Raw genomic sequence first — 21,959 nt, forward strand, 5'->3', positions numbered from 1 at the left:
ATTGCGCCGCAATTGATGTATCCAGATAAGCCGTTGGTCACGCTGTGAGGGCACAACGCGTCCGGCCTTTCATTTGGAGATATCTAGATGTCGCTCGATTCGGACATCTTCGTCGATCGCCGCAGGATCCGCCGCAAGCTGACGTTCTGGCGCGTGATGGCTGCGCTGATCGCGATAGCGGCGATTGCGGGCTTTGCGCTGATCGCGACACCCGGCGCGCGCGGCACCTTCGCATCCGCCGGCTCGATCGCGCGGGTCCAGATCGACGGCCTGATCCGCAGCGATTCCGATCGCACGCAGGCGCTGGAGCGGCTGGAGAATTCGCAGGCCGCGGCCGTCATCGTTCACATCAACTCGCCGGGCGGCACCACCGCCGGCTCCGAGCAGCTCTACGATTCGCTTGTCCGGCTCAAGGCGAAGAAGCCGCTGGTCGTGGTGGTCGAGGGCCTGGCTGCCTCCGGGGGCTACATCACGGCGATTGCCAGCGACCACATCATCGCCCAGCAGAGCTCGCTGGTCGGGTCGATCGGCGTGCTGTTCCAATATCCCAACGTCAGCGAGCTCCTGAAGACCATCGGCGTCAAGGTCGAGGAGGTGAAGTCGTCGCCGCTGAAGGCTGCGCCCAACGGTTTTGAGCCGACCAGTCCCGAAGCGCGGGCTGCCCTCGATGCGCTGGTGAAGGATTCCTATGCCTGGTTCAGGGGATTGGTGAAGGAACGGCGTGGCATGGATGACACGCAGCTCGAGAAAGTGGCTGATGGCCGCGTCTTCACGGGACGCCAGGCGATCGATCTCAAGCTGATTGATCAGATCGGTGACGAGAAGACGGCGGTGACCTGGCTGGTCGAGCAGAAGAGCGTCAAGAAGGGTCTTCCGGTACGCGACTACAAGCTCCAGCCGCGCTTTGGCGATCTGCCGTTCCTCAAGACGGCGGCTGCCGTCACGCTGGAAGCGCTCGGTTTGGGCTCGATTGCGCATCAAATCGGGCAAACCGGCGTCGCGCAAGCGGTTGATCGGTTTGGAATGGACGGAATGCTGGCCCTGTGGCAACCGGCCGCCTCAAATTGACGGGCCGGGCGAGCGCCTGAGGGTTTTCCCGTCCGACGGGCGTCGGGTCAGCCCGCTTTTTCGGCATTTGTCACGCATTTTCACGACGCCCAACCTTGATTTAGCGTCTTGACAGATCAAGGTATTTTCACGGAAATGGTCATCCGCACGCTCCCGGGTCCTATCTCTCGATGATCAAATCCGAACTTGTTCAGCGTATCGCCGAGCACAACCCGCATCTGTACCAGCGGGATGTCGAGAACATTGTGAATGCGATTCTCGAAGAGATCGTAGCGGCCCTCGCGCGCGGTGACCGCGTCGAGTTGCGCGGCTTCGGTGCCTTCTCGGTCAAGCATCGCCCTGCACGCGCCGGGCGCAATCCACGCACCGGCGCCCACGTGCCTGTCGATCAGAAGAGCGTTCCGTTCTTCAAGACCGGCAAGGAAATGCGCGAGCGGCTGAACCGCGACCATCCGGATCCCGGCGCGCCCGACTAAGGATGTCGTCGTCGGGGTTTAACCTGATAGCCGCATGATGCGGCCGCAAGCTTGATTCAAGACGAGCGATCGCGATGCGAAAGTTCCTGACCGCGCTGATCGTGATACCGCTGGGCCTGATCCTGGTGGCCTTCGCCGTTTCCAACCGGCACTTCGTCACGGTCTCGTTCGATCCCTTCATAGCGAACGACCCGTCATTGTCGGTGACGCTGCCGCTGTTCCTGCTCATGATCCTGGTCGCCGCCCTCGGCGTCTTCGCCGGCGGCTGTGCCGTCTGGTTCGGTCAGCGGCACTGGCGGCGCGCGGCGCGCCGCCACGAGGCGGGTTCACGGGCTGCCAGGCTCGAACTGGCCGATTTGCGCGCCCAGGCGGCCGCGGCAAAGCCCGGCTCGCAGCGCCTTCCCGTTCCCTCCGGGGTCGGGCTTTACGGGCCCATCGGGCGAGACAAGCAGCGCGCGACGTTGTAGAAGCGGCCGACCGAAAACCCGGTTTTCCGGCCGCAAGTTGCGGCCTCCATTTGCTTCGAGACCATGTCCCTGCTCGTCAAAATCTGCGGCCTGTCCACGCGCGAGACGCTTGAAACGGCGCTCGAGGCGGGTGCGGATATGGTGGGGTTCGTGTTCTTCCCGCCTTCGCCGCGGCATCTGTCCCTGGAGCTTGGTCGCGACCTGGGCCGCCAGGTGAAGGGGCGCGCGCTGAAGGTGGCGCTCACCGTCGATGTCGACGATGCGACGCTCGACAACATCATGGACGCGCTGTCGCCGGACATTTTCCAGCTGCATGGCAAGGAAAGCGTGGCGCGGCTGCGCGACATCAAGCAGCGGTTCGGCCGCCCGGTGATGAAGGTGGTTCCGGTCGCGACCGCGGCCGATCTCGCCGTGTTGCCCGGCTACGCCGCCATCGCCGATCGCATCCTGTTCGATGCCCGCGCGCCGAAGGATGCGACCCGGCCCGGCGGGCTCGGTGCTCCGTTCGACTGGCAATTGCTGCAAAACCTGGAGCTCGATCTCCCGTATATGGTTTCGGGTGGCCTCCATGCCCAGAACCTCGCCGAGGCCGTCCGCATCACCCGCGCCGGCGGCGTCGATGTCTCATCCGGTGTCGAAAGCGCCCCCGGCGTCAAAGATCCCGAGATGATCAAAGCCTTCATTCGCGCCGCGCGCGCCAGCCAAGAGTTGAGCGTCCGATGAACATTGCCAAGCCAAATTCCTTCCGCAGCGGCCCCGACGATCGCGGCCATTTCGGCATCTTCGGCGGCCGCTTCGTCGCCGAAACCCTGATGCCGCTGATCCTCGATCTGGAGAAGGCCTACACCGAGGCCAAGGCCGATCCGGCTTTCCAGGCCGAGATGAACGGTTATCTCAAGAACTATGTCGGCCGGCCCTCGCCGCTGTATTTCGCCGAGCGCCTGACCGAGCATCTCGGCGGCGCCAGGATCTACCTGAAGCGCGAAGAGCTCAACCACACCGGTTCGCACAAGGTGAACAACGTGCTCGGCCAGATCATGCTGGCGCGGCGCATGGGCAAGAAGCGCATCATCGCCGAGACCGGCGCCGGCCAGCACGGCGTCGCCACCGCGACGCTGTGCGCGCGCTTCGGGCTCGAATGCATCGTGTACATGGGCGCGGTCGACGTCGAGCGGCAGCAGCAGAATGTCATCCGCATGGAGATGCTGGGCGCCAAGGTGATGCCGGTGCAGTCGGGCACGCTGAAGGACGCCATGAACGAGGCGCTGCGCGACTGGGTCACCAACGTGCACAACACCTTCTACTGCATCGGCACGGTGGCGGGTCCGCATCCTTATCCGACGCTCGTGCGCGACTTCCAGTCGATCATCGGCAACGAGACCAAGGCGCAGATGCAGGAGATCGAGGGCCGTCTGCCGGATTCGCTGGTCGCCTGCATCGGCGGCGGCTCGAACGCGATGGGCCTGTTTCACCCGTTCCTCGACGATCCCTCCGTCGAAATTTTTGGCGTCGAAGCCGCGGGCCATGGGCTGACGCAACTGCACGCGGCGTCGATCGCGGGCGGCCGTCCCGGCGTGCTGCACGGCAACCGCACCTATCTGCTGATGGATGCCGACGGCCAGATCCAGGACGCCCATTCGATCTCCGCCGGCCTCGACTATCCCGGCATCGGCCCCGAGCATTCCTGGCTGCACGAGGTCGGCCGCGTGAACTATCTCTCCGCGACCGATGATGAAGCGCTCGCTGCATTCCAGCTGCTGTCGAAGCTCGAAGGCATCATCCCCGCGCTCGAACCCGCGCACGCCATCGCCAAGGTGATGGAGCTCGCGCCGAAGCGCCCGAGAGATCACCTGATGGTCGTCAACCTCTCCGGCCGCGGCGACAAGGACGTCCCGCAGGTCGGCGACATCCTGAGGGGCAAGAGCAAGTGACCACGCGTATCGACACTCGTTTCGCCGAGCTCGCGAAACAGGGCCGCTCGGCCTTTGTCACCTTCCTGATGGCGGGCGATCCCGATCCCGCGACCTCGCTCGAGATCATCAAGGCGCTGCCGAGGGCCGGCGCCGACGTGATCGAGATCGGCATGCCCTTCACCGATCCGATGGCCGATGGTCCTTCGATCCAGGCTGCAGGCCTGCGCGCGCTCAAGGCCGGCATGACGTTGAAGAAGACGCTGGAGCTGGTGCGCGGCTTCCGCAAGGACGACAACGCGACGCCGATCGTGCTGATGGGCTATTACAATCCGATCTACATCTATGGCGTCGACAAATTTTTGGTCGATGCCAAAAGCGCGGGTGTCGACGGCCTCATCATCGTCGATCTGCCGCCTGAAGAAGACGACGAGCTCTGCCTGCCCGCGATGAAGGCCGGCCTCAACTTCATCCGCCTGGCGACGCCCACGACCGACGACAAGCGCCTGCCGGCCGTGCTCGCCAACACCTCGGGCTTCGTCTACTACGTCTCCATCACCGGCATCACCGGGGCCGCGACCGCGGACTCCTCGGCCGTGAGCGAGGCGGTTGCCCGCATCAAGCGGCACACCAAGCTGCCGGTCTGCGTCGGCTTCGGCATCCGCACCCCGGAGACCGCGCGCGAAATTGCCTCCCATGCCAACGGCGCCGTGGTCGGCACAGCGCTGGTCGATGCGCTCAAGCACAGCCTCGACGCCGAGGGACGGGCGACCGGCAAGACCGTCAACGCCGTGGCGGAGCTGACGGCGGCCCTGGCCCAGGGCGTCAAGGGCGCGCAACAGGCGGCGGAATAGACCATAATTCCGCTTTGGCTCTTTAGTTTGAGCATGATCTTGTCGGAAAACCGCGTCACACTTTTCCGGATCATGCTCTAAGGCGGGCGACACGGCGGCTTGCCGGGCAGCGGCCCGGTCGCCATATATCCCTTCAGGCGATCCGCGAGGCGGGTTCGCACATCGGAGCAAACCATGAACTGGCTTACCAACGTGGTCCGGCCGAAGATCCGCAACATGCTGCGGCGGGAGACGCCGGAGAATCTGTGGATCAAGTGCCCGGATTCCGGACAGCTCGTGTTCTACAAGGACGTCGAGGCCAACCAGTTCGTCATCCCCGGCTCGAACTACCACATGCGCATGGGCGCGGTGGCGCGTCTGAAGTCGATCTTCGACAACGAGACCTGGTACGACGTCGCGCTGCCCGAGGTCACGCCCGATCCGCTCAAGTTCCGTGACGAGAAGAAATACGTCGACCGCATCAAGGATGCGCGCGCCCGGACCAATCTGAACGACGCGGTCAAGGTCGGCTACGGCAAGCTCGAAGGCTCCGCCGTTGTCGTCGCCGTGCAGGATTTCGATTTCATGGGCGGCTCGCTCGGCATGGCCGCAGGCGAAGCCCTCGTGCGCGGGCTCGAGCTTGCGGTCGAGAAGAAGTCGCCGTTCATCGTGTTCGCGGCGTCAGGCGGCGCGCGCATGCAGGAAGGCATCCTGTCGCTGATGCAGATGCCGCGCACGACCGTCGCGGTGCAGATGCTGCGCGAGGCGAAGCTGCCCTATATCGTCGTGCTGACCAATCCGACCACAGGCGGCGTCACCGCGTCCTATGCGATGCTCGGCGACGTGCAGATCGCCGAGCCCGGCGCGCTGATCGGTTTTGCCGGCGCCCGCGTGATCGAGCAGACCATCCGCGAGAAGCTGCCTGAAGGTTTCCAGCGCGCCGAGTACCTGAAAGAGCACGGCATGGTCGACATGGTCGTGCATCGCCATGAATTGCGCCCGACCCTGGCGCGGCTCTGCCGCCTGCTGACCAAGGCCCCGGCGCTGGAGACTGCATCGAAGTCGGTGCAGCCGGTGGTCAGCCCGGCGCAGATCGTCTCGGTCGCCGAGACGGCGCCGGCTGCGCCGCACGCGTGAACGCATCCCCTGACAGCGCGAAGACGCCGCTCGGCGAATTGATCGGGCGGCTGTCGGTCCTGCATCAGAAACGCATCGACCTCGGGCTGGAGCGGATGCACCGCCTGCTCGAGCGCCTCGGCCACCCCGAACGCAAGCTGCCGCCGGTGATCCACATCGCCGGTACCAACGGCAAGGGCTCGACGCTCGCTTATCTGCGCGCGACGCTGGAGGCCGCAGGCCTGCGTGTGCACGCCTACACCTCGCCCTATCTCGTTCGTATCAACGAATGCTTCCGCCTCGGCCGCGCCGGTGGCGGCGTGCTCGTCAGTGACGACGAATTGCGTGCCGCGCTGGAAGAGGTCGAGCGCGTCAATGCCGGTGAAGCCGCGACATTGTTCGAGCTGAAGACGGCGGCCGCCTTCCATTTGTTTGCGCGGAACCCGGCCGACGTCGTGCTGCTCGAAGTCGGCCTTGGCGGCCGGCTCGATTCGACCAATGTGGTCGACACGCCGGCGGCCTGCGTGATCACGCCTGTCAGCATGGATCACATGGATTTTCTCGGGGACACCCTGACGTCGATCGCCGGCGAGAAGGCCGCGATCATCAAGCGCGGCGTGCCCGTGATCTGCGCCGAGCAGGCCAGCGAAGCCCTGGCTGTGATCGAGGCGCAGGCCAAGCGCATGCGCGCGCCACTGTTTGCGGCGAACGAGAGCTGGCACGTCAATGTCGAGCACGGTCGGCTGGTCTATTCGGACGATCGCGGCCTGATGGATCTCACGGCGCCGCGGCTGTTCGGCCGCCACCAGTTCGACAATGCCGGACTTGCGATCGCGACGCTGCGCGCCATCACCATCTTCAAGATCAGTCACGCCGCGTTCGAGGCTGGTATCGTCGGCGCCGAATGGCCGGCGCGGATGCAGCGCATCACCTCGGGCACGCTGCTGTCCTGGGGGCCGCAAGGCTCGGAGATCTGGCTCGACGGCGGGCACAATGTAGAGGGCGGCCGCGTCGCCGCGGCGGCGCTAGGCGATCTCGAAGAGCGGGTGTCGCGGCCGCTGGTGATAATTGTGGGCATGATGGCCAACAAGGACGCGCAGGCGTTCCTCGCCAATTTCGCCGGCCTCACCCGTCACGTCATCGCGGTGCCGATTCCCGACATTGAAAACGCGATGCCGGTCGATCGCCTTGCGGATGCCGCGCGCAGCCTCGGCATGCGCGTCGAGACGGTCTCCGGCGTCGAAGCCGCATTGCGTGGCCTGTCGAAGCTCGCCTACGAGGTGCCGCCGCGCATCCTGATCACGGGCTCGCTGTATCTGGCCGGCCCCGTGTTGGCGATCAACGGCACGCCTCCTGCATAGAGACCGCCAATGCGCTTCGCTGCCATCGCCGACGTCCACGGAAACTACCTCGCGCTGGAGGCGGTGCTCGCAGACATCCGCGCGCTTGATATCACCGACATCGTCAATCTCGGCGACATGCTGAGCGGCCCGCTCGATGCGCGTCGCACCGTCGAGATGCTGATGCGGCTCGACGCCGTGCACGTGCTCGGCAACCATGACCGCTATCTGCTCGACCGGCCGCCGGAGAAAATGGGCTCGTGGGATCGCCCCGCCTACGACGCGCTCGACGCCGTGCAGCTGGACTGGCTGCGCGCCCAGCCGATGATTCGGGTGTTTCGCGAGCAGGTGTTCCTCTGCCACGCGACGCCCGATAACGACGAGGTCTATTGGCTCGATACCGTGCATCCCGACGGCACGGTGGCACTATCGCCGCTCGACCGCATCGGGCAATTCGCGCAAGGCATCTCGCAATCCCTGATCCTGTGCGCCCACACCCATCTCGCCCGCGCCGTGCGGCTTCGCGATGGCCGGCTGATCGTCAATCCCGGCAGCGTCGGCAGCCCCGGCTATCGCGACAAGCATCCGTATCCGCATGTCGTCGAAGCCGGCACGCCGCACGCGCGTTATGCGATCCTCGAACTTGCCGACGGTGCCTGGCAGGTGACGTTCCGAAATGTTGCGTATGATCACGAGGCGATGGCGGCGCTGGCGCGGCGCAATGGTCAGCCGGAGTTGGCGAATGCGCTGGCAACGGGATGGATAGAGTAGGCGTCTTTCGCTTGGTAGCCCGGATGGAGCGCAGCGCAATCCGAGGCTGCTATTGCTTGGGCGAGAATCCCGGATTGCGCTGCGCTCCATCCGGGCTACGACTTTGCTCACTTCAGCAGCTTCATCGGATCGGCCACCTTCTGCTTCAGCTGATCGAAGCCGCATTGCCGCGGTGCCTTGTCTGGGCGCCAGCGCAGGATCGAGGTGCCGTGGCGAAAACGCTCGCCGCTGAAATGATCGTAGCAGACCTCGATCACCAGCTTCGGCTTGAGCGGGCACCATTTGGCCGAACGCTCGGTCGACCAGCGGCTCGGTCCGCCCGGCGCGTTGCCGGTGAAGCCGGGCTCGCCGTTCAGCGCCTCCAGCCGATCGGTCAGCGCCGGCTTCTCGTTCGCCTTGATCGCCGAGGTGAATCCGACATGGTGCAGCAGGCCGCCATCGTCGTAGAGCCCGAGCAGCAGCGAGCCAACCACCTTTCGACCGGCCAGCTTGTTGGTCGCGTAGCGGAAGCCGCCGACCACGCAATCGGCGCTGCGAAATTTTTTGATCTTCTGCATGCCGTCGCGATTTCCGGCCTGATAGGGCAGGTCGATCCGCTTGGCGATGACGCCGTCCGAGCCGCCGCCGGACTGAGCCAGCCATTTTTTCGCGATAGCGTAGCTCGTTGTTGCCGGTGAGAGATGGAAACTGCTGCCCTTCAGATTGGCCTTCGCAAAAGCCCCCAGCGCCGGCCGCCGTTCGCCGAGTGGCCTCTCGGCAAGCTTCTGTTTGTCCGTCGCGAGCAGATCGAAGGTGAGATAGAGCGCCGGCGTTTCCTGCGAGAGCTTTTTCACGCGGCTCGCGGCAGGATGAATTCGTTGCAGCAACGCGTCGAAGGAAAAGCTTTTGCCGTGCGGAACCACGATCTCGCCGTCGAGCGTGAAACGATCGGCTTTCAGCTTCAGCGCGGCGGCGACGATCTCGGGGAAATAGCGCGCGAGGTCCTCGCCGGATTTTGAGCGCAGGTCAATGTGGCTGCCGTCGCGCGACAGCAGGCAGCGAAAGCCATCCCATTTCGGCTCGTACTGCCATTCCTTGCCGCGTGGAATCGCGTCGACCGACCGCGCCTCCATCGCAACGAGGGATGTCGATTTGCGCGCGCGCTTTGCGGGAGGAGCAGGCAAGGTCTGGGACTCGTCATACGCTGGACACGTCCCATCAACGCAAAACGGCCGGCTTTCGCCGGCCGTTGTCGAAAATAAACTTGCGAGAGGCGATCAGACCGCGGAGGTGATCCACTGCTGCAGCTTCGCCTTCGGCGCCGCGCCGACCTGGCGGGAGGCCATCTCGCCGCCCTTGAAGATCATCAAGGTCGGGATCGACATCACGCCGTACTTCGAGGCGGTCTTCGGGCTCTCGTCGACGTTGAGCTTCACGATCTTGACCTTGTCGCCCATCGCGCCGGCGATCTCGTCGAGGGCGGGCGCGATCATGCGGCAGGGACCGCACCACTCGGCCCAGAAATCGACGACGACGGGGCCGTCCGCCTTGAGCACTTCGGCTTCGAAATCGGTGTCAGAAACCTTGCCAACGGCCATGGGAGTACCTCGTTCGGTTGAAAGAATCGGCGCGGATGGGAATCGCGCCCGGGATCATGCCGTCAACCTATGAACGGCCCCTTGCCGGGTCAAGGACGCTCACAGCGAGATGAAGGGATGCCAGCGCCGCGTCCAGCGCGGGGGCTGAAATCTCCATATATTCAAGGGCCTCGGTCCAGAGCAGGACGGCCCTGACAGGCTTTTGGGGATAAAGCCGCGCCAGCACCGCCCGGTACAGCGCAAGCTGCCGGACGTAGGCCGCGGGCGCCTCGGCCGCGCTTTTGGGCGCGGCCTGGTTGGTCTTGAAATCGACGATCAGAACCTCATCCGGACGGACGACCAGTCGGTCGATCTGCCCCGACACCAGCGCCGGCGCCCGGCCCGGCCGCTCCAGCCGGCCGGCGATGGCGACTTCGGCGCGGCTGCCGGCGGCAAAGACTGGCGCAAAGCGCGGTTCGGTGATCAAGGCCAGAACCTTGTCGGCCAAAGCGGCGCAATCGGCTTCCAGCCAGTCTGTGGCGCTGCGCACCATGAAGCCGAGCGAGGCCTCGCGGCGGCGTTCCGCGGCGATATCAGGCAAGGATTGGAGCAGACGGTGCACCAGCGTGCCGCGTTGCAACGCGAGGGCGCGCGACTGCACTGATTCGCCTGTCCGCACGCTGCGGCCATCCTCCGCCGACTGGCCGGACGGACGCACCAGATCGTCGTCAACGGGCTCGCTCGGTGCCGGTGTCCGCAGCCACGCCGGCAGCGCGACCGTCTGGTCCACGGTCGCCGCCGGGATACCCAGCGGGGTGACATCCTCCGGCCGGACGAATCGGGTCACCTTGCCGAGCGGCGTCTCGATCACCTGCTTGTCCAGGCCCGAGCCTTTGAGCCCGGTGTCGACCAAATCGTACCAGCTCAGCTTGCGAACAGTCTTCATGTTGCCGGGCATGCAGCCGCCGACGATCAAGCGGTCGGCCGCACGTGTCATCGCGACGTAGAGCAGACGGCGATATTCGTCCTCGGTCTCCTCGAGCATGGCCTTGCGCGCGTCGGCGACGGGCTTGGGGTCGTCTGCCTTACGGCCGGCCCAGACCACGACCTCGCCGCCATTGCCGCGCGGCACGTGGATCAGCCGGACCCGCTGCGAATCCGCCGGCGACGAGGTGGTGTCGACCATGAACACGACCGAAGCTTCCAGCCCCTTGGCGCCGTGCACGGTCATCACCCGCACCTCGTCGCGCGAGATTTCCATGTCGCGCTTCACCTCGGTGTCGGCCGAGCGCAGCCAGGCCATGAAGCCCTGCAGCGAGGCCGGCGCCTTGCGCTCACAGCTGAGCGCGAGCTCCAGGAATTCGTCGAGTGCGTCATTGGCCTCATGGCCGAGCCGGCGCAGGATGCGCGCACGGCCGCCGTCGCCCCCTAACAGCCAGGCGTAGAAGGCGAAAGGCGTCTCCTCGCGCGCACGGGCCTCGCAGGCCTCCAGACGCCGCAGCACGGAAGCGAACTTCTCGCTCCCGGCCGCATGCTCGCCGAGTGCGCGGCGCAGCGAGCCCTTGCGCTCATGGGCCAATTGAAACAGGTCGTCGTCATCGAGGCCGAACAGCGGGCTCTTCAGCGCCACCGCCAGAGCGAGATCGTCCTGCGGCAGCAGCAGCGCGTCCGCGAGGTTCATCAGGTCGATGATCGCGATATGCTCGGTCAGCTTCAGCCGGTCGGCGCCGGCGACGGGAACGCCAGCATGCTTCAGCGCCTGGATCACCGCGTCGAACGCATTGCCGCGCCGTCGCACCAGGATCAGCATGTCGCCGTAGCGCAGCGGCCGGCGCTCGCCCTCATGCCCTGTCAGCGTGCCGCTCTCGACCAGCCGCTTGATCTCGGTCTGGATGCGGCGCGCCAGTTTGACTTCAGGGCTGGTGACCGCAACACCGTCGAACGGCGCGCGCCAGCCCTCGATGTCCTGCCGATCGTCGGCTTCCGCGAGATCCCAGAGCTCGACGACGCTTGGACCAGCATCGCTGAGCGAGTTGTGCAAGGGATGGCCGACGTCGATCGAATGGATGCTCTTGTAGATCGTGGGTTCGCGGAAGACGTGGTCGACCGAATGCAGGATCGCAGCACCCGAACGGAACGAGTAAGTGAAGGCGACGGGGTCGAACTTCAGCCCGGCAGCCCTGAATCTGCGATCCAACTCTCGCTTGCGTTTGTCGAATTCGTGCGGGTCAGCGCCCTGGAACGAGAAGATCGACTGCTTCTCGTCGCCGACCGCGAAGACCGTGCGGTTCAGCCCGTCGCGCGCGCCTTCGCCGGCCGTGAATTCCGAGATGATGTGGGCGACGATGTCCCATTGCCGCGGGCTGGTGTCCTGGGCTTCGTCGATCAGGACGTGATCGACGCCGCGGTCGAGCTTGTAATGCACCCAGCCGGAAGACACGCGGTTCAGCATCGCCAGCGTCTTGTCGATGAGGTCATCGTAGTCCAGCAGGCCGCGCTCTTGCTTCTCGCGGCGATAGTTCGCAGCCGCCGCGGTCGCGATGTGCAGCAGCGCCGCGGTGCGGTCGCGCATGGTCACGGCGCGGCGCTTCTCGATCAATCCGGCGAGGCGCTGCGCCTCGTTCTCGAACAGGCGGGCGACGGACGGGTTGTGCTCGCCAAACTTCTTGGTCAGAACCGCCTTGCGCGGCAGCTTTTCGTCGGTAAGGAAAACGCAGAGATAGGCATCGACCTGCGCACTGCCGGAAAAGACCTTGGCCTCGCGAAGGCGGGAGGCCTGATCATTGTCCGACTTGCTGCCGTCCTCCAGCGCAAAGGCGATGTCCTCCCAGCGCGAGCGCGGCAGGTAGGGACCATCGAGAATGTCCGTCTCGACGTCCTCGATGCGGTCGCTCGCATCAACGCCCAGCGCCGCCGCCATCTGCGCAGCAGCCGCTTCGGCGTTGCCGGCCTCATCCGTCCAGGCCATGAAATGATCGCGGCTGAGACAGGCTTCGCGCACGACCTCCTTGAAGGTGACGTCGGCGGCGCTCGCCATCGCGGTCAGCAAGGCGCGGCCGGTGACGCTGTCGGGAGCGCGCGCGGCCTCCAGCAGCACCTTCAGATTGGCGCGCTCCATCATGTCGGTCTGGTCGCGCTCGTCGATCACGGCAAAGCGCGCGGGCACGTTGGCCTCGAACGGAAACTGCTGCAGCAGGCGCGTGCACAGTGCGTGGATGGTCTGCACCTTCAGCCCGCCCGGTGTTTCCAGCGCGCAGGCGAACAGTTTTCGCGCGTCACGGCGAATTTTCGCGCTGGGATGCGGGATGCCGACCGCGCGGATCGCTGCGTCGAGCCCGGTATCGTCCAGCGTCACCCAATGTCCCAGCGTGGTGAACACGCGCTCGGCCATGTTGGCGGCGGCCGCCTTGGTGAAGGTGATGCAGAGGATCTTTTCCGGCGGCACGCCCGATAGCAGCAGGCGGATCACCCGCTGCACCAGCACATGCGTCTTGCCTGAGCCGGCATTGGCGGACACGAACGCCGACGCAGTCGGATCGGATGCACGCGCCTGCCGCGCGCGCACCTCGTCAGGAATGGGGCGTGGCAGCTTCACCATTCCTCGATCCCCAGGCCGCCGGCCGCCGACCATTCCTTGATCCGGGCGAGATCGTCATAAGTGCCGTAGCGGTTGGTCCACATCGGCAGGTTCAGCGAGGTGTAGGGCTGGTTCTCGTCGTCGAAGGCGCGGATCAGCGCCTCCAGTTTGGCGCGCGCTTCGGCGGCCGCTGTGTCCGGCGGCTGCGGCTCGTCACCCTGCTTGTACTTGAGCTCGAGGATGCGTTCCTCCCCCGGCGGATTGTTACCGCTCAGGCGGACGTAGACGAGCTGGCTCACCGAGGCGCCCGCGTCGATATCGGGGAAGCCGCCCTCGCGCAGGATCGCGGCTTCCAGCGTGAGCTGCGGTGACAGCCCCATGCGGACCTGCTTGCCCGTCGGCGGCTGTCCGGTCTTGTAGTCGAGGATGGCATAGCCGCCGCCCCGGCGCCGCTCGATGCGATCGGCGCGCGCCGAAAGACGGAAGCTGCGTTCGCTGTCGAGCGGGATCGAGATCTCACCGCGGGTCTCCGCCGTGATCGCCTCGATTGCATCGCGGCGCACCGTCTCCCATTCGCCGAACCAGCGCGCGATGCGCTGGAAGCGTGGCCACCACAGCGCGCGCGCCTCGGGCCGCTCCATCAGCGGCGCAAAATACTTTTCGCCGATCGCGCGCAGCACGCGTGCGGGATCGGCGGGCAGATGCGCGGCATAGGTTTCCGTGAACTCGCCGAGCGCATCGTGGATCGCCGAGCCGCGGTCGGCGGCCGACAGCGGCATGTCGACGGGATCGAGCGCGTCGAGTCGCAGGATGTGTTTGGCGTAGATCGTGTAGGGATCGCGCAGCCAGTCCTCGATTGAGGTGACCGACATCCTGAGCGGCCGGGTCGCCCGCGGCGGCCGCGGCTCGGGCTGCTTGATCGGCCTGACCTCGCCCGGCTGGTCCAGCGCGCCCGCGAATTGCACATATTTCTCGCCGGCGCGAACGGCCGCCTTCCAACGATCGTCGCCCGCAACCGCCTCGAGCCGATGCAGGAAGCGCGAAGCCACCGCCGGCGCGCCGCCGGCCTTGGCGGAATGGGTGAGGATCACCTCGCCGCCGCCAAGCAGCTGGGCGAAGTCGTGTGCGGAGAGGCCGATGCGGCGCTCCGGAAGATCGAGACCAAGCTCGTGCCGCATCGGCCGGCTCAGCCAGGGATCGATGCGCGGCGCCGGCGGCCAGACGCCTTCGATCAGCCCGCCGACGATGATGCGGTCGGCCTGCATCAGGCGCGATTCCAGCGGTCCGTAAATCTGCAGCCGCGCACCTGGCTTGTCGCGCCGTCGCACCGCGCGGTCGCTGAACGCGGTCTGGAAGACGTCGGGATAGTCCGGCAGCGCCACCATCAAGCCGCTGGTGGTGCCGCCGCGCAGGAGATCGTCGAAGGCGCCGGCAAGCGCGAGGCCTTCGCGCTCCTCGAAGGCCAGCGGAAGGCCCTGCTCGTCGCGCGACAGCTCGATCATGATCTCGCGGTGCCGGTGCGCGAGCTCGGCGAAGTCGAATGGCTTTGACGATGCGAGGCTCTCGATCGGCGCCAACGCTTTCTGCAGGACATCGATCAGTGCCTGGATGCGATCGAGATCTTCGGCCTTGAGACGCGCACGGGGCTCGGCCTTGTGGAGCGCGGAAACCTCGCTGCGCCACAGCTTGGCCAGCTCCTCGCGAAAACGGTTGAATTCGCGCAAGAGGCCAGCCGCGCAGGCAGGCGGGCGCCTGCCGCGCAGGACTGCAAGCTCGAGGTCCTCGATCGCCGCCTTCCATGCGCCAGGCAGCCGGCCGAGCCGGCACAGCGGATGCTTCAGCATTGCCAGCAGCGTCGGCGGCTCCAACCCCTTGGTCGCGGCTTCCGCTACGAGGCGCGCAAAGACGCCGGCAGAGGTTTCCATCAGCACGTCGCCGCCGGAATCGTCGAACGCCAGATCCCAGCGCGTGAGTGCGGCCATCACCCGCCGCGCCAGCGCGCGGTCGGGTGTCACCAGCGCCGCCGATTTGTCGAGATGCCGTGCCTCGCGCATCGCAATGGCAATAGCGAGCGCTTCCATCTCAGGATTGGGAGCTTCGACGACGGCGAGATTCTTCATGCCGCCCGCGATCTTTGCGGCGACATCCGGCTGCTTCAGCCGGTCGTGCCAGACTTCCGTCTTGGCGGAGGGCCGCATCGACTCGGATGCGAGCAGATCGCGGCCGCCGTCTGCCGGCGGCCGGATGATCTCGACGTCACTGCGCTTGATGCCGAAACGATCCAGCAGCGCATGCAGGGCATATTGCGGATGGTTCGAGGCCGGATGCTCCGCGAACTTGCCGAGCGAATCACGCACACCGCCAATGCTGCGCCAGGCGTCGTCGTCGAGATCGGTGTCGAGGCCCGGCAGCACCACGGCGCCGTGCGGCAGCGAGGCGACTGCGTGCAGGAATTTTGCGGTCGCCGGCATCGAGCCGGTCGAACCCGCCGCGATCACGGGGCCGGTCGGATGTGCCGTCAGCCGTTTGGCTTCCGCTGCGATCAGGAGATCGCGCCGCGCCGCGGGCTCGATCCGATTGATCTCGGCGAGATGACCGGGCCAGGCGATGCGGGCGATACGCAGGAATTCGAGCGAGTGCTGCCAGTAGCGATCGAGGTTATCAGGCACCAAGCCGTCGAGCGCGCTCCAGTCGACGCCGCGCGTCACCATGTCGTCGATCAGCCGCGCGAGGTCGGCTGCGAGAGCCAGCGTCGAAGCGGGCCCGCCGACCACCAGCGGCGACAGCACCGGGCCCTTGGCCCAGGCCGCGACCAGTTGCGCCAGCGTCAGCCGTCGTTCGAGTTCGCCAAGCCGCGGCGGAATGTCGAGCGGCGTTGCGCCGGAGAACTGCTCGCCTTCATCGGCGAAGGCGAGCTCGTCCTCGTCGATGTCGCCGAGCGCGACGATGCGAGGCAGCACGACCGCGTCCGCCTTCATCTCGTCGAGGAAGATCTCGCGGACCACGCGCATCGCGCGCCGTGTCGGCAGATACAGCGTGGCATCGGCCAGCCGCGCCGGTTCCTTGCGCGCCTCGAATCCCTCGACCAGCCGGCCGTCGAGCAGAGCCGTGACGACCGTGCGCAGAAAGGGAACTGAGATGGGGACGCTGAAGACGCGCATGAGCTGCCTGATTCGGGATCAGGCGCCAATATAGGGACGCGGGCTCAAATGGATATGGGTGCAGGGGGATCTTCCCCGCTGTTCGCCGGGCTAGAACAGGTGCTGTAGGGTGGGCAAAGGCGTACTTGCGCCGTGCCCACCATGGCTGCCGCGAGTTTCAGCTTAGATGGTGGGCGCGCTTCGCTTCGCCCACCCTACGGCACTGGGTTCGAGGCGAGTTACGCCACGCTCTCCAGGAACGCCTCTTCCGCGGCGTGGACCGCGTCGGGCGTGCCGACATGCATCCAGACGCCGTCGAGGCGGAGGCCGAACAGCCGCTCCTGCTCGCCCGCACGGTCGAACATCTTCGTCAGCGAGAACTCACCCTGCGGCGCGCCTTCGAAGATCGATGGCGACAGGATCGCGGCCCCGGCATAGACGAACGGAACGACTTCCTTTTCCTTGCGCTTGCGCAGGGCGCCGTCGGGCAACATGCCGTAATCGCCGCGCCCGCTATAGCCGATGCTGGTCGCGGTCGGCGCCATCAGCAGCAGGATGTCCATGCGCGCGGGGTCGAAGTTTTCAGCGAGCCGCGTCAAATTGGAGCGCACGCCGTCGATCCACAGCGTGTCGGAATTGACGTGGTAGAACGGTGCACCGCCGAGCAGCGGCAACGCCTTGACCACGCCGCCGCCGGTGCCGAGCACCTGGTCGCGCTCGTCTGAAATCGTCACGCGCGGAAGCTGGCGCGTTGCGACATGGTCGATGATCTGATCCGGCAGGTAATGCACGTTGACCACGGCCTCGGTCACGCCGGCTTGGCCGAGCTTGTCGAGCACGTGGTCGAGCAGCGGCTGGCCGGCCACCGGCACCATCGGCTTCGGCATCTTGTCCGTCAACGGACGCATGCGCAGGCCGAACCCTGCGGCGAGCACCATGGCTTTGGTCGGTTTGACGGACATCCTTCGCTTTCCAGACCTTTCACGTTCGCGGCAATCTTAACACGAGGTTCGATCAGCCGCACCGCATCTCAATCGCCTTAACTACCCGCCGTGACGGTTGTACGACGGGTGCTGCCGTCATGCCCCGACGGCTGTGGAACGCGCCTTTTTCTTCTTGTCGCCGACTTTCAGGAAATTGACGCCGATCTGGTCGCCATTGACCCAGGCCAGTTCGCAGCGCCGGTACGCGAGTCCAGTGGACGACAGCAGCAGAAAGAACTCTTTCAAATGGAGGCCCTCCACCGAGCCGTCGATGGTCAGCTTGGCGCCGGTCTCGGAGACGTCCTCCATGGTGCAGTCGCGCCGCCAGGTGCCGTCGATCCCCATCATCTGGGCCGAGATCCCGCGCTCGAAAACAACCCGGCTATTGCCGCGCTGGTCCGTCTTTACCGCCATCTGACCTCCAGCCCCGTATTTATCCGGCTGCCTCGCCGCCAGAATACCGGCGTCTTGGCTAATAGCTGGTAAATCGGCCCCCGAATCAGCCCTGTGGCGGACTTTGGGGCGCCGGCACGTTGGCGAGATACCAGTCGCGCAACGAACTCAGCGCGGGATGTGCCAGCGAGCGCTGGAGATAGGTCCAGATCCGCGGCTGGTGACGCAAATAATGCGGCTTACCGTCGCGGCGGTTGAGGCGGGCGAAGGTGCCGAGCAGGCGCGTGTTCCGCTGTGCCGACATGATGGCATAGAGCTCGGCGAAGCCGGCCGGATCGAAGCCGGCATCGGCGCCGCGCCGGGCCTTGATGTAGCGCGACAGCAGCGTCAGCTCGACGGTCTCGGGCACGTCGATGCGGGCGTCCTGAAGCAGCGAAACCACGTCGTAGGATTGCGGACCGAGCACGGCGTCCTGAAAATCGATCACGCCGACGCGCGCGATGCCGGCGCGATCCCCAAGCCAGATCAGATTGGGCGAGTGATAGTCGCGGATGATCCACGTCTTCGGCGCGGACTGTGGCTTCTTCAGCAGCTCGCGCCACATCGCGAAAAATTCCGAGCGCGCCGCCGCGCTCAGCGGCGCGTTTCGATCGGGCAGGTACCATTCCGGCATCAGGCCGATCTCGATCAGCAGCGCCTCGGTATCGAAGACAGGTATGGCGTAGGTCTGATCCGCCAGCGGCAGTGTTTCCGGCAGCGTCTTGCCGTGGAGTGCGGCCAGCACATCGGTCGCGGCCTCGTAGCGCTCGGCGATCGGGCGTGGCGGGTCGCCTTCGACCACGCTTTCGCTGCCGAAATCCTCGGTGATCAGGAAGCCATGGTCGAGGTCGGAATGGTAAATCGCCGGCGCCGAGATGTCCTGCGCACGCAGGCCTTCGTCGATGGCGACGAAGGGCTTTACATTCTCGGCGAGATGTACCGCGGCGCTGTAGGATTTCCCGTTGTACTTCGCGGCACCATCCGGGCGCTGCGGAAAGTTCATGAGGATGACGATCTCGTCGTCGCGCAGCAGCCGCGCATAGGATCGGGTCGAGGCATCGCCGGCCATTCGCCGACGCGTCGACTCGAGATAGCCGGACGCATCGAGGAATTCACGCAGGGCCTGCAGCCTCGCGACCGTGGCGGCGCTCTTGCCGTGACCGGTGATGTCGGCAGCGCGCGCGTTCGAGCCCAGTGCGGGGCGGTGCGTCAGCGAAATGTCGATGCGATCTTGCGGCATCGCCGACGGCGCACGCTCCGGCCATTCGATCAGGACGAGCGTTGCATCGGGCAGCGGTGACAGCCCGATCTCCTCGAGCTCGCTCTCGTCCTCGACGCGGTAGAGGTCGGCGTGCACCACCGGGAACGGCGGCAGCTCGTAGCCCTGCACCAGCGTAAAGGTCGGGCTCGGCACTTCCATCGTCTCGTCGCCGGCGAGGTAGCGGATGAGCGCGCGTGCGGCCGCGGTCTTTCCCGCGCCGAGATCGCCGGTGAGCGTGACGACATCGCCGGGGCCGACCAGCAGCGCGAGGTCGGCCATCAATTGCGCGGTGGCCGTCTCGTTGTGAAGCGCGACGGAGAATGTGGTGGGCGCGCTCATTCGGCGGCGTCGCGATGCGCCGCCTGGTCGGTCGGGAAGTCACAGATCACGACCGTGCCCCGGCCGACGATCGAATCCACCCGCACGTTGCCGCCATGCAGCTCGACGAAGGAGCGCACCAGCGACAGGCCGAGCCCGGCGCCGCGGTGACGCGAGCCCTGCGAGCGGCTTTCGAACCAGTTGAACACCTTGTCCTTCATGTCGGCAGGTATTCCAGGCCCGGAATCTGTCACGGTGAAGACCACGCTGCGTTCGGTGCGCCGCGCGCTGATGCCGACGGTGGAATCCTGTGGAGAAAACCCGACGGCGTTGGCGAGGAGGTTATAGAGCACCTGCACCACGCGCTTCTCGTCGCCGGAGAAGCTGCCGATATCGGGCGCGATCTCGACCTTGAGACGGATGCGGTCGGTGGCGAGCCGGTCCTGGATGCCCTCGGCGGCGAGCTCGATGGCCTTGCTGACGTCGACCGGTCCGAGTTCCAGCTTCATGGCGCCGGCGTCGATGGTGGCGAGATCGAGGATGTTGTTGGTCAGCGCGAGCAGCGCGTTGGTCGATTTGGTGACGTAGTCGAGATATTCGGCCTGTTTCGGCGTCAGCGGCCCGGTCGAGGGATCGCTGAGGAAATGCGCGAAGCCGATGATGGTGGTGAGCGGCGAGCGCAGCTCGTAGGAGACGTGGTGGACGAAATCCACCTTCATCTGGTCGGCAGCCTCCAGCGCCTCGTTGCGCTCGCGCAGCGCGCGCTCGACGTTCTCGGTGTCGGTGATGTCCTGGAACGTCAGCATGGTGGCGCCGTCATGCAGCGGGCGGATCATGCCGTCGAGCACGCTGCCGTCCTTGCGTTCCAGCTTCAGCGGCACGTCGGCGCGGCTCTCGATCGAGGTGACGGCCTCGCGGATCTGGCGCCAGACCGCGGGGTCGTCGAACAACTGGTGGCACCAGCCCTCCACCGTCTGGATGTGCGGCTCGTCGCGCATGGCATCGCTCGACAACTTCCACATCCGGACGAAGGCCGGATTGAACAATTGCGCCTTGCCGTTGCTGCCGAACACCGCGACGCCCTCGGCGAGGCTGTCCAGCGTCTCGCGCTGGACGCGGATCATGCCGTCGAAGCGGCGGGCGAGCTCGAGGCTCTCGGTGACGTCGTCGAACAGATAGGTGACGCCGCCTTCCGGGTTCGGCGTGGTGACGACCGAGAGCGCGCGGCCGTCGGGCAGGTACCAGGTGTCCTTGGTGGTCTCGACCGCGCGATAGGCCTCGTGCAGCTTGGATTTCCAGGCGCGGAAGTCGGGCTGCTCCGGCAGTTTTCGTGCAGCACGGAGCTGATCCAGCACGCTGGAATCATCAGGATTGGCGTCGAGGAAGGTGCGGTCGAGGTCCCACAGCCGGCGGTAGGAATCGTTGTAGAAGGCGAGCCGGCGCTGGCCGTCGAACACGGCAACGCCGGAGGAGAGCTGGTCGAGCGTACGGCGATGCGCCTCCGCCATCCGCACCAGCGCCGAGCTGAGCGCATCCGCCTCGCTGGCGTCGATGGCGACGCCGACGCTGCCGCTGCCGACATTGACCGCGCGCACGTCGTAGATTCGGCGCTCGCCGCGGACCACGATCGGCAGCCGCGCGTTGAAATTGGCGGCGTCCTTCAGTCCCCGCTCCATCGCGGTGCGGTCGGCGCTGTCGAGCAGCTCGAGCTTGCGCTCCTGCGCATCGGTGACGTTGTTCGCCTCGGTGGCACGGACATAGGCCGGGTTGGCGTAGGTCAGCGCGCCGTTCTCGCCCTTGGCCCAGATCGGCCAGGGTGCGTTGGCGGCGAAGCCGCGCAGCATCTCGGTCTCGTCGGAAAGCGCGTTGTAGCGAAGGTTGGTCTCGGCCAGATCGCGGCGGAGCCCCGAGAGTTCGCGAATCCGGACAATGGCCTGGCCGCCGATGGCGCGGCCGATGGCCTCGAGCGTGTGGCCATGCGCGGTCGTCAGTGTCAGCTGGAACCCGTCGCCGCGGTCACGCAGCGCGTCGACGGCATGATCCATCTGGAGCGCGGGTTCCGGCGGCAGCCAGGTTCCGAAGGCGAGCACGCGTTGCGGCGAGGAGTCGCGCGGCAGGACCAGCGAGACGTCGCCGGAGATCTGCGCGCGGTTGTCGCCGGCGGGCCAGGAGATCAGGATTTGCGGCTCGGCGAACAGCAGCGCGCCGAAGCGGTCGGCCTGGAGCTGGAGTTCCCCAATTCGGGCACGCAGCCGCGCCTCGTTCTTCGCAGTGCGCACGCGCGTGCGCATCAACAGGATCGCGGCCATCACCGAGAAGCCGAGCAAGGCCAGCGCGGTGGCGAGCACCGCGAGTTCCTGCCGGTTGAAATCCAGCATGATGGAGAGGGTGTCGATGAGGTCGGCCGCCTCGGCCGGCGCAGCCGGCAGCAGCGCTGCAAGAGCGCCTCCCAACAGGCCGTTGCGCACGAGCGATGTGCACGACAGCAGCGTCCGACGCATCGACACGATCACGCCTGACATAGTTGCCCCAAGACCGCACGAATTTACACGCGGCGACCCCCGTCGCGTGCGAATCAAACGACAATACCCTCACCGTGACTCCGCCGGTAAGAGTCCAGATCGTGAACGCAAAGGCGGCCCCAAAAAAATGCCGGGCGGGGGGTTCCCGGCCACGTAATTGTGCGGGTGATTCGGCTGAAGCGTCGCGGC

General features: G+C 66.0%; 17 protein-coding genes. 9 read left to right on the forward strand and 8 right to left on the reverse strand.

Features of this window, described 5'->3' with window-relative positions:
* The first annotated feature begins 87 nt into the window (after positions 1 to 87).
* From sppA to IVB24_RS03250, 9 genes are all read left to right on the forward strand, one after another.
* A complete protein-coding gene (gene sppA, locus IVB24_RS03210; RefSeq protein WP_247772022.1) occupies positions 88 to 1,068 on the forward strand; it encodes a signal peptide peptidase SppA in 981 nt (326 codons plus the stop codon).
* Between the two features lie 170 nt (positions 1,069 to 1,238).
* Positions 1,239 to 1,544, forward strand: a complete 306-nt coding sequence (locus IVB24_RS03215) for an integration host factor subunit beta (protein WP_007598410.1) — start codon at positions 1,239 to 1,241, stop codon at positions 1,542 to 1,544.
* A gap of 74 nt (positions 1,545 to 1,618) precedes the next feature.
* Positions 1,619 to 2,011, forward strand: a complete 393-nt coding sequence (locus tag IVB24_RS03220; RefSeq protein WP_247772023.1) for a DUF1049 domain-containing protein — start codon at positions 1,619 to 1,621, stop codon at positions 2,009 to 2,011.
* 63 nt (positions 2,012 to 2,074) lie between these two features.
* Entirely contained in the window at positions 2,075 to 2,734 is a 660-nt protein-coding gene (locus IVB24_RS03225) for a phosphoribosylanthranilate isomerase (protein WP_247772024.1), read from the forward strand.
* On the forward strand, positions 2,731 to 3,942 hold the full coding sequence (gene trpB, locus IVB24_RS03230; protein WP_247772025.1) for a tryptophan synthase subunit beta: 1,212 nt from the start codon (positions 2,731 to 2,733) through the stop codon (positions 3,940 to 3,942). Before IVB24_RS03225 ends, trpB begins: the two co-directional genes overlap by 4 nt.
* A complete protein-coding gene (gene trpA, locus IVB24_RS03235) occupies positions 3,939 to 4,775 on the forward strand; it encodes a tryptophan synthase subunit alpha (RefSeq protein WP_247772026.1) in 837 nt (278 codons plus the stop codon). Before trpB ends, trpA begins: the two co-directional genes overlap by 4 nt.
* 174 nt (positions 4,776 to 4,949) lie before the next feature.
* Positions 4,950 to 5,891 carry an acetyl-CoA carboxylase, carboxyltransferase subunit beta gene (accD, locus tag IVB24_RS03240; RefSeq protein ID WP_166467650.1) on the forward strand — a complete coding sequence of 314 codons (942 nt, stop codon included), beginning with the start codon at positions 4,950 to 4,952 and terminating at the stop codon, positions 5,889 to 5,891.
* Positions 5,888 to 7,231 carry a folylpolyglutamate synthase/dihydrofolate synthase family protein gene (locus IVB24_RS03245; RefSeq protein WP_247772027.1) on the forward strand — a complete coding sequence of 448 codons (1,344 nt, stop codon included), beginning with the start codon at positions 5,888 to 5,890 and terminating at the stop codon, positions 7,229 to 7,231. Before accD ends, IVB24_RS03245 begins: the two co-directional genes overlap by 4 nt.
* 9 nt (positions 7,232 to 7,240) lie before the next feature.
* Positions 7,241 to 7,981, forward strand: coding sequence for a metallophosphoesterase family protein (locus tag IVB24_RS03250; protein ID WP_166467652.1), 741 nt, complete (start codon positions 7,241 to 7,243; stop codon positions 7,979 to 7,981).
* Between the two features lie 107 nt (positions 7,982 to 8,088).
* On the opposite strand, the gene IVB24_RS03255 is transcribed toward IVB24_RS03250, so the two are convergent.
* The 8 genes from IVB24_RS03255 to IVB24_RS03290 form a co-directional block, all read right to left on the reverse strand.
* Positions 8,089 to 9,093: an ATP-dependent DNA ligase gene (locus IVB24_RS03255; protein WP_247774277.1), complete on the reverse strand. Its 1,005-nt coding sequence runs from the start codon at positions 9,091 to 9,093 to the stop codon at positions 8,089 to 8,091.
* A 144-nt stretch (positions 9,094 to 9,237) separates the two neighbouring features.
* Positions 9,238 to 9,558: a thioredoxin gene (gene trxA / locus IVB24_RS03260; RefSeq protein WP_092027458.1), complete on the reverse strand. Its 321-nt coding sequence runs from the start codon at positions 9,556 to 9,558 to the stop codon at positions 9,238 to 9,240.
* A gap of 67 nt (positions 9,559 to 9,625) precedes the next feature.
* Positions 9,626 to 13,135: a double-strand break repair helicase AddA gene (gene addA, locus IVB24_RS03265; RefSeq protein WP_247772028.1), complete on the reverse strand. Its 3,510-nt coding sequence runs from the start codon at positions 13,133 to 13,135 to the stop codon at positions 9,626 to 9,628.
* Positions 13,129 to 16,275, reverse strand: a complete 3,147-nt coding sequence (addB, locus tag IVB24_RS03270) for a double-strand break repair protein AddB (RefSeq protein ID WP_247772029.1) — start codon at positions 16,273 to 16,275, stop codon at positions 13,129 to 13,131. The genes addA and addB overlap by 7 nt, the downstream gene beginning before the upstream one ends.
* Before the next feature lie 218 nt (positions 16,276 to 16,493).
* Positions 16,494 to 17,216 (reverse strand): nucleotidyltransferase family protein, encoded by a 723-nt coding sequence (locus IVB24_RS03275; protein ID WP_094976080.1) that lies wholly within the window; start codon positions 17,214 to 17,216, stop codon positions 16,494 to 16,496.
* 117 nt (positions 17,217 to 17,333) lie between these two features.
* The gene (locus IVB24_RS03280; protein WP_091962288.1) at positions 17,334 to 17,651 is read right to left on the reverse strand and encodes a PilZ domain-containing protein; all 318 of its coding nucleotides are present in this window, start codon (positions 17,649 to 17,651) and stop codon (positions 17,334 to 17,336) included.
* A gap of 85 nt (positions 17,652 to 17,736) precedes the next feature.
* Complete coding sequence (tsaE, locus tag IVB24_RS03285) at positions 17,737 to 19,269, reverse strand: tRNA (adenosine(37)-N6)-threonylcarbamoyltransferase complex ATPase subunit type 1 TsaE (RefSeq protein ID WP_247772030.1); 1,533 nt, start codon at positions 19,267 to 19,269, stop codon at positions 17,737 to 17,739.
* Positions 19,266 to 21,770, reverse strand: a complete 2,505-nt coding sequence (locus IVB24_RS03290; protein ID WP_094976082.1) for a PAS domain-containing sensor histidine kinase — start codon at positions 21,768 to 21,770, stop codon at positions 19,266 to 19,268. The genes tsaE and IVB24_RS03290 overlap by 4 nt, the downstream gene beginning before the upstream one ends.
* Between the last annotated feature and the right edge of the window lie 189 nt (positions 21,771 to 21,959).

The sequence above is a fragment of the Bradyrhizobium sp. 192 genome, assembly GCF_023100965.1.
Lineage (GTDB): Bacteria > Pseudomonadota > Alphaproteobacteria > Rhizobiales > Xanthobacteraceae > Bradyrhizobium > Bradyrhizobium symbiodeficiens.

Bases quoted from the DNA above. Each gene is read 5' to 3' on its own strand.
- sppA (WP_247772022.1), top strand. From the start codon at position 88: ATGTCGCTCGATTCGGACATCTTCGTCGATCGCCGCAGGATCCGCCGC.
- IVB24_RS03215 (WP_007598410.1), top strand. From the start codon at position 1,239: ATGATCAAATCCGAACTTGTTCAGCGTATCGCCGAGCACAACCCGCAT.
- IVB24_RS03220 (WP_247772023.1), top strand. From the start codon at position 1,619: ATGCGAAAGTTCCTGACCGCGCTGATCGTGATACCGCTGGGCCTGATC.
- IVB24_RS03225 (WP_247772024.1), top strand. From the start codon at position 2,075: ATGTCCCTGCTCGTCAAAATCTGCGGCCTGTCCACGCGCGAGACGCTT.
- trpB (WP_247772025.1), top strand. From the start codon at position 2,731: ATGAACATTGCCAAGCCAAATTCCTTCCGCAGCGGCCCCGACGATCGC.
- accD (WP_166467650.1), top strand. From the start codon at position 4,950: ATGAACTGGCTTACCAACGTGGTCCGGCCGAAGATCCGCAACATGCTG.
- IVB24_RS03250 (WP_166467652.1), top strand. From the start codon at position 7,241: ATGCGCTTCGCTGCCATCGCCGACGTCCACGGAAACTACCTCGCGCTG.
- IVB24_RS03255 (WP_247774277.1), bottom strand. From the start codon at position 9,093: ATGGAGGCGCGGTCGGTCGACGCGATTCCACGCGGCAAGGAATGGCAG.
- trxA (WP_092027458.1), bottom strand. From the start codon at position 9,558: ATGGCCGTTGGCAAGGTTTCTGACACCGATTTCGAAGCCGAAGTGCTC.
- addA (WP_247772028.1), bottom strand. From the start codon at position 13,135: ATGGTGAAGCTGCCACGCCCCATTCCTGACGAGGTGCGCGCGCGGCAG.
- addB (WP_247772029.1), bottom strand. From the start codon at position 16,275: ATGCGCGTCTTCAGCGTCCCCATCTCAGTTCCCTTTCTGCGCACGGTC.
- IVB24_RS03275 (WP_094976080.1), bottom strand. From the start codon at position 17,216: ATGTCCGTCAAACCGACCAAAGCCATGGTGCTCGCCGCAGGGTTCGGC.
- IVB24_RS03280 (WP_091962288.1), bottom strand. From the start codon at position 17,651: ATGGCGGTAAAGACGGACCAGCGCGGCAATAGCCGGGTTGTTTTCGAG.
- tsaE (WP_247772030.1), bottom strand. From the start codon at position 19,269: ATGAGCGCGCCCACCACATTCTCCGTCGCGCTTCACAACGAGACGGCC.
- IVB24_RS03290 (WP_094976082.1), bottom strand. From the start codon at position 21,770: ATGTCAGGCGTGATCGTGTCGATGCGTCGGACGCTGCTGTCGTGCACA.